Annotated in this window: 6 protein-coding genes; 4 read left to right on the forward strand and 2 right to left on the reverse strand. The window is 28.9% G+C overall.

Annotated elements, in window-relative coordinates; all coding sequences use genetic code 11:
* Positions 1 to 71: 71 nt before the first annotated feature.
* Entirely contained in the window at positions 72 to 788 is a 717-nt protein-coding gene (locus I4V63_RS14045; protein WP_196001861.1) for a tRNA threonylcarbamoyladenosine dehydratase, read from the forward strand.
* A gap of 179 nt (positions 789 to 967) precedes the next feature.
* On the opposite strand, the gene I4V63_RS14050 is transcribed toward I4V63_RS14045, so the two are convergent.
* Complete coding sequence (locus I4V63_RS14050) at positions 968 to 1,573, reverse strand: DUF4230 domain-containing protein (protein WP_196001862.1); 606 nt, start codon at positions 1,571 to 1,573, stop codon at positions 968 to 970.
* Between the two features lie 233 nt (positions 1,574 to 1,806).
* Here I4V63_RS14050 and I4V63_RS14055 point away from each other — a divergent pair, with 233 nt between their 5' ends.
* Positions 1,807 to 2,736 (forward strand): GNAT family protein, encoded by a 930-nt coding sequence (locus I4V63_RS14055; RefSeq protein WP_196001863.1) that lies wholly within the window; start codon positions 1,807 to 1,809, stop codon positions 2,734 to 2,736.
* A gap of 21 nt (positions 2,737 to 2,757) precedes the next feature.
* A complete protein-coding gene (locus I4V63_RS14060) occupies positions 2,758 to 3,612 on the forward strand; it encodes a PRD domain-containing protein (RefSeq protein WP_196001864.1) in 855 nt (284 codons plus the stop codon).
* Between the two features lie 40 nt (positions 3,613 to 3,652).
* On the opposite strand, the gene I4V63_RS14065 is transcribed toward I4V63_RS14060, so the two are convergent.
* Positions 3,653 to 4,183 (reverse strand): PTS glucose transporter subunit IIA, encoded by a 531-nt coding sequence (locus I4V63_RS14065; protein ID WP_196001865.1) that lies wholly within the window; start codon positions 4,181 to 4,183, stop codon positions 3,653 to 3,655.
* Positions 4,184 to 4,607: 424 nt separating this feature from the next.
* Here I4V63_RS14065 and nagE point away from each other — a divergent pair, with 424 nt between their 5' ends.
* Positions 4,608 to 6,056 (forward strand): N-acetylglucosamine-specific PTS transporter subunit IIBC, encoded by a 1,449-nt coding sequence (gene nagE / locus I4V63_RS14070; RefSeq protein ID WP_196001866.1) that lies wholly within the window; start codon positions 4,608 to 4,610, stop codon positions 6,054 to 6,056.
* Positions 6,057 to 6,561: the final 505 nt, after the last annotated feature.

Here is a 6,561-nt window from a genome sequence, read left to right on the forward strand (position 1 = left end):
ACTTGTATAAATAAAGGCTATAGTTTAAAATAAGTAACAATATATTATAAACAGTAAAGGAGAAACTGAAGATGGCATTAAATGAATTTTGCAGAACTGAATTATTAGTTGGTGAAGAGGGAATAAATAAGTTACATAATTCAAAAGTAATTGTTTTTGGTATTGGTGGAGTTGGAAGCTTTGTTGTTGAATCATTAACAAGAGCTGGAGTAGGTAACTTAATTTTAGTAGATAATGATACTATCTGTATTTCAAATTTAAATAGACAAATACATGCAACGCAAGCTACTGTTGGAATGGTAAAGGTAGAAGCAATGAAGGAAAGAGTTATTTCTATTAATCCAAAATGCAATGTTGAAGCTAAACAAGTATTTATCACAGCCGATAATATATCAGAAATTATCCCGGAAGATGTGGATTATGTAGTAGATGCTATAGATACAGTTACATCAAAATTAGCATTAGCTGAATATTGTTATAAAAATAATATAAACCTAATAAGCTCAATGGGAACTGGAAATAAGATGGATCCAAGTCAGTTTAGAGTTTCTGATGTGTTTAAGACAAAGGTATGCCCTTTAGCAAAGGTTATGAGGCATGAATTAAGAAAAAGAGGAGTAAAGAAATTAAAAGTTGTTTATTCTGAAGAAATGCCAATGACTCCTGATAAGGGAAGAGCAGTACAATCAGCAAAAAGACAGACTCCAGGAAGTATATCATTTGTACCACCAGTAGCTGGAATGATAATAGGTGGAGAAGTTATTAAAGATTTAACGGGAATAAAATAAAAAGTGCACAGCAATTTTTTTTTTTTGTTAGTAGTTAATAGTTAAGGATGAAACTCCTAGTGGAGTTTCTTAAAAGATATAATTTTTTTAAACTCAGCTTAGCTGAATTTAGTCCTTAACTATTAGTTATTAACTTCTAACTACTAACTAAAATTTTATTTTTCAGTATTTTTAAATGATTAAGACAAGGTTAAAGTTATATCATAATGTTCCCCAGTTAAATTAGACAGTAAGCTTTCTAATGAATTTTCCGCATTTTTTAGGGCTTGTGTATAGAAATCAGAATTATTCATTTTTTCACTAAACATATAATTAGCATTTATATATATTTCATTTATTTCCTCGGAAGAAAGCTTTAAATCACCAAATCTAAGAAAACCAATCTCCGTGTCACCATATATAGTTTTATTCTCATCAATATCTATGCTGAAAATATCTATCTTTGGAATTGTAATATATATTTCTTTATTTGAGTTATTAACTTTTATATTATCATTAGATAGTGTTGAAAAATCTATTGAATAAGAGCAATTAGCAAAGAAGGTTATTTTTTTTGACTTTTTAAATATATCTAAATTGAAATAAGTGTTATCTACAGTCAAAGTTTCACTAAGCTCAATTTCTAGTGGAATTAATTTATTTACGTCTTTGATTTCATTAATTAGTGTATCTTCAGTTAATATTTCATGTGATTTTATATTTAGGGTATTAGGAAGTAATTTTTTTAGTTTATTGGGATATTTAGTATATAAAAGTATTAGTGATAATAATATTATAAAAAGCATAAGAAGTATTAATTTAAAGGTTCTATATTTATATTTTCTTTTAGATAAAAAAATAATAATCCCCACCTTGAATTATTGATATAATTAAATTCGCATAAATTAAATATATTAGTTAAAAGGTAATGATATTACAGTAAGTAATATTTATATTTTTGCTATAAAGTTTAGTTGAGTTTTTTGTTACTTTGTTTGTATAATAAGAATAGCTTAAAATGTGGTTTAGGAGAATTAGTATGGATAATCAAAAGGGAGTAAATATAGAGCTTATAAAGGGTACATTAGATGATTATATAATTAAGGATAAAGATAAGATTGTAATAGGAAGATTTACAATAACTGAGCTAGATAAGGAAAATAAAAAGTGCAACTTGAAATTAAAGTTCTATAGAGAAGATAATTATGATTTATTAAAGATAACATTAGATGCTATATTGAAAGCTGTATTTAAAGATAATAATACTTTTAAGGCTAATGTTACAGTAAGTGAAAATATAAATTTAAAGCCATTTTTAGATAGTGGATTTATATTGGAAGCAATTTTTACAGACAATATATTCTTAAAAGGATGCTTTTATGATGAGTTAAGTTTTGGAATTAATAGAAATGACTATTTATGTTCAAGTAGAGCTAATATAGTAGAACTTATAGGGAAAAATGTTGTAATTAGAAACTTTACACCAGATGATGCTCAAGAGTTATTAGAATATTATATAAGAAATAAAGATCATTTAAGAGAGTTTGAGCCGGTAAGAGATAATAGCTTTTTTACTTATGAGGGACAAAAAGAGTTATTGTTAGAAAGTTATAGGCAGTTAATGACTGGTGTATGCAGCGATTTGGGGATATATTTATCTGGTAAACTTATTGGAAAGATTAAGATTTCTAATATTGTTTACGGAGTATTTAAAAGTGGGATATTAGGTTATGCTATAGATAAAGATTATGAAGGTATGGGATATATGAAAGAATCTATAAGGTTAATATTAGATTACGCTAAGGATTATTTAGATTTACATAGATTAGAGGCTTCTGTATTAACTACGAATGAGAGATCAAAAGGTGCTTTATTATCTTGTGGGTTTGAGGAAATAGGTCTTAATAAAAAATATTTATATATAAATGGGAAGTGGAGCGATCATATTACATTTTATAAAATTCTCTAAATTTTTTGGGAGGTGTTTATTATGGGGGTTAAAGTAAGGGGAAAAAGTACTGTTATTAAGGCTTTGAATAATAACATGGTGCTGGTAAAAGATCAAGGGGTGGAAAAGATTCTTTTATCTAAAGGTATAGGTTTTAATAAAAGATTTGGGGATGTTTTAGAAGAAAATTTAGAAGTAGATAAAATTTTTTCAATTGAAGATGAAAGAAATCAACAGAATTTAAAAGAAGTTTACAATAGAGTAGATGGCGAATTTATTGCTATTTGTGAAGAGGCTATTGCTGAAATATCAGAAGAATTAGGGGAAGAACTTAATGAATCCATTCATATTGGCTTGATAGATCATTTAGCAGTAGCAATGAAAAGGTTAAAAAATAAAGAGGAAATAAGTAATCCATTTATTGTAGAAATTGAGACTTTATATAATGTTGAGTTTGAAATGGCAAAAAAGATTGTCAAAAAGCTTCAACGTAAATATAGGATAAAGTTCCCGCAGGGGGAAATTGGATTTATAACTTTACACATACATTCAGCAAGAAATGGGAGAAAGCTATCTAACACAATAAAATATAGTTATTTAGCTAATAGAATAGTAAGTCATATAGAAGAGAGGTTCAATGCAAAAATAAATAAAAGATCTCTTGATTATGCTAGATTTTTATCTCACATAAGATTTACTATTGAAAGAATATTGACAGATACGGTATTAAAAAATGATTTAATTGACGCAATTAAAGAATCTTATCCTATATCTTATAAAATTGCAGAAGAAGTATCTAAGATAATTGAAACTTCACTAGATAAAGAGGTAGGGGAAGATGAAATTGCATATATAGCAATGCATATTGAAAGATTTAGATTAACGTTATGTAAATAAAAAATAGCTAAGGGATTACCTTAGCTATTTTTTATATTTATTAAACTTCGAAGTTAACAACTATATCTTTACCAGCAGTAACTGATCCAGATTCAACTGCATTTATAGACTTAGCAGCATCAACATTTGTAATTAAAACTGGAGTAGCAAGAGATAATCCTTTTCCTAAGATGAAATCTCTATCAATCTTAATGATTGGAGTACCAGCTTTTACTTTTGTACCAGCTTCAACTAATTGTTCAAAACCTTCACCGTTTAATCCAACAGTATCAACACCGATATGAACTAATAATTCTAGTCCATTTTCTAAAGTCATTGCAAATGCGTGTTTAGTTTTGAATACTAATGATAATTCTCCGTCAGCAGGAGCTACGATTGTATCACCTTTTACCATAATAGCTGCACCATCTCCAGCCATCTTTCCAGCAAAAACAGGGTCTGGTACTTCTGATAAAGGCATTAAATCACCAGTTGCAACTGCAACTAAAGCAGTTTTTGGAGTTTCAACTGAAACAGTTGTTTCTACTTTCTCTTCTGATTTTCCGAATAACTTTTTAAAAAAATTAGCCATAATATTTCCTGATTATAATCAGGGTTCACTTCCTTTCTAAAAATAAGATTACACAATTTTGGGTATAAAATAAAAAGGCATAAGTATATCTTTATTAAAGATTAACTTATGCCTGATTTAACAGTAACACGTTTCATTATAAATTATATATTTTTGAGAATAGTATGTCAATATATATATATAGTAAATTATTACTATAATAAAAAAGCGTGAAAACGTTGACAAAAGATACCAAAGTATTTTATAATAAATTTGTAAAATAAATTAAGTTCAAATTGTGAGGCGTGCAACCATAAAAAATGGGCATTAGCTGAAAAGGATATATTATATTCTTTTCAGCTTTTTTTATTACTGAAATTATAAAATTAAATTATTTTGCTAGTCTTACAATAATGAACAAATAAAAAATAGGGGGGATTTTATTATGATGAAGTACTTACAAAGACTAGGTAAATCATTAATGCTTCCAGTAGCTTGTTTACCAGTAGCGGCAATTCTAATGGGAATTGGGTATTGGATTGACCCATCAGGATGGGGAGCAAATAATGTAGCAGCTGCTTTTTTAATTAAAGCAGGGGGAGCATTAATAGACAACATGGCAATTTTATTTGCAATTGGTGTTGGTGTTGGGATGTCAGATGATAATGATGGAACAGCTGGATTGGCAGGTCTTGTTTCTTGGCTAATGATTACAACATTATTATCATCAGGGGTTGTAGCTATGCTAAAAGGTGTTGATGTTTCAGAAGTGCCAGCAGCATTTGGAAAGATTGAAACACAATTTATTGGTATATTATCAGGTTTAATTGGAGCAAGCTGCTATAATAAGTTTAAAAATACTAAGTTACCAGCAGCATTAGGATTTTTTAGTGGAAAAAGGTGTATTGCTATAGTAACTGCTGGAGCATCAATAGTCGCAGCATTAGTATTATTCTTTGTATGGCCAGTTGTATATGGTGCATTAGTAGCATTTGGAGAAGCAATTATATCTACGGGATCAATTGGAGCGGGTATTTATGCATTCTTTAATAGATTATTAATTCCATTTGGTCTTCATCATGCATTAAATTCAGTATTCTGGTTTGATGTTGCTGGAATAGATGACATCGGTAAGTTCTGGGGAACTAAACCAGGGGGAATATTAGGGCAAACTGGTATGTATATGACAGGATTTTTCCCAGTAATGATGTTTGGGTTACCAGCAGCAGCTTTAGCAATGTATCATACTGCTAAAGATAACAAGAAGAAAGTTGTAGCAGGATTATTATTAGCATCAGGGTTATCTGCATTCTTTACAGGAGTAACAGAACCATTAGAATTTGCATTTATGTTTTTAGCGCCAGGATTATATTTAGTTCATGCTGTATTAACTGGCATATCTGTAGCTATTTGTGCTGCGTTGCCAGTAAGAGCAGGATTTAACTTTAGTGCAGGATTTGTTGATTGGTTCTTAAGCTTTAAAGCTCCATTTGCAGAAAATCCACTTTGGTTACTTGGGATTGGATTGATAGTTGGTATAATATATTATATAGTATTTAGATTTGCAATTACAAAGTTTAATTTAAAGACTCCGGGTAGAGAAGATGATGACGATACAACTGAAGAAATGGATATTAGACTTTCAAATAATGATTTTACAGAAGTAGCATCAATTATATTAAAAGGTCTTGGTGGAAAAGAAAATGTAGTAAGTATTGATAATTGTGTGACAAGATTACGTTTAGAAATTAAAGATTATACACAAGTAAATGAAAAGATTATTAAGTCAGCTGGTATTGCGGGTATAATTAGACCGGGAAAAACAAACATACAAGTAATAGTAGGTACGCAAGTACAATTTGTAGCTGATGAATTAAAAAAATTATGCAAGTAATAGTTAAAAACTAAATAAAAGGACGTACAGTTTAATAATTGTATGTCCTTTTTTATTATAGTAATAAATATAAGCATACATATATATATGAAGTGTTTATTAAGTGAATAGAAGAGGAACCTATTCAGGTAAGTTAATAAGAGTGATAGTATTATGAACAGGAGATAAGATTATAAAAATAGTTAACTTAGCCTGGTGTATCAATATGAAATAAATAGAGAATAATGACGAAAAATAAAGAAAAATGCTATTAAATTAATTTAATGGAGAATAGTATTTAAGATAAACTAAGTTACTGTGGTATTATAAATCATGTCCTGAGGGACAGCCGATAAGTCGAAAGACAAACTTAAAAAAACATCACAACAAAAAAATGTTGAAAAAGATGTTGACAAAAAAGTTTATCGGTGATAAGATAAGGAAGTCGCTTCGGTGCGACAGAGTAAATGGTCTTTGAAAATTGAACAGAATATAGTTAAAGTAAACCAGCAATTCTTTTGAGAGT

It is taken from the genome of Clostridium sp. 1001271B_151109_B4 (assembly GCF_015670405.1).
Taxonomy (GTDB): Bacteria; Bacillota; Clostridia; order Clostridiales; family Clostridiaceae; genus Clostridium.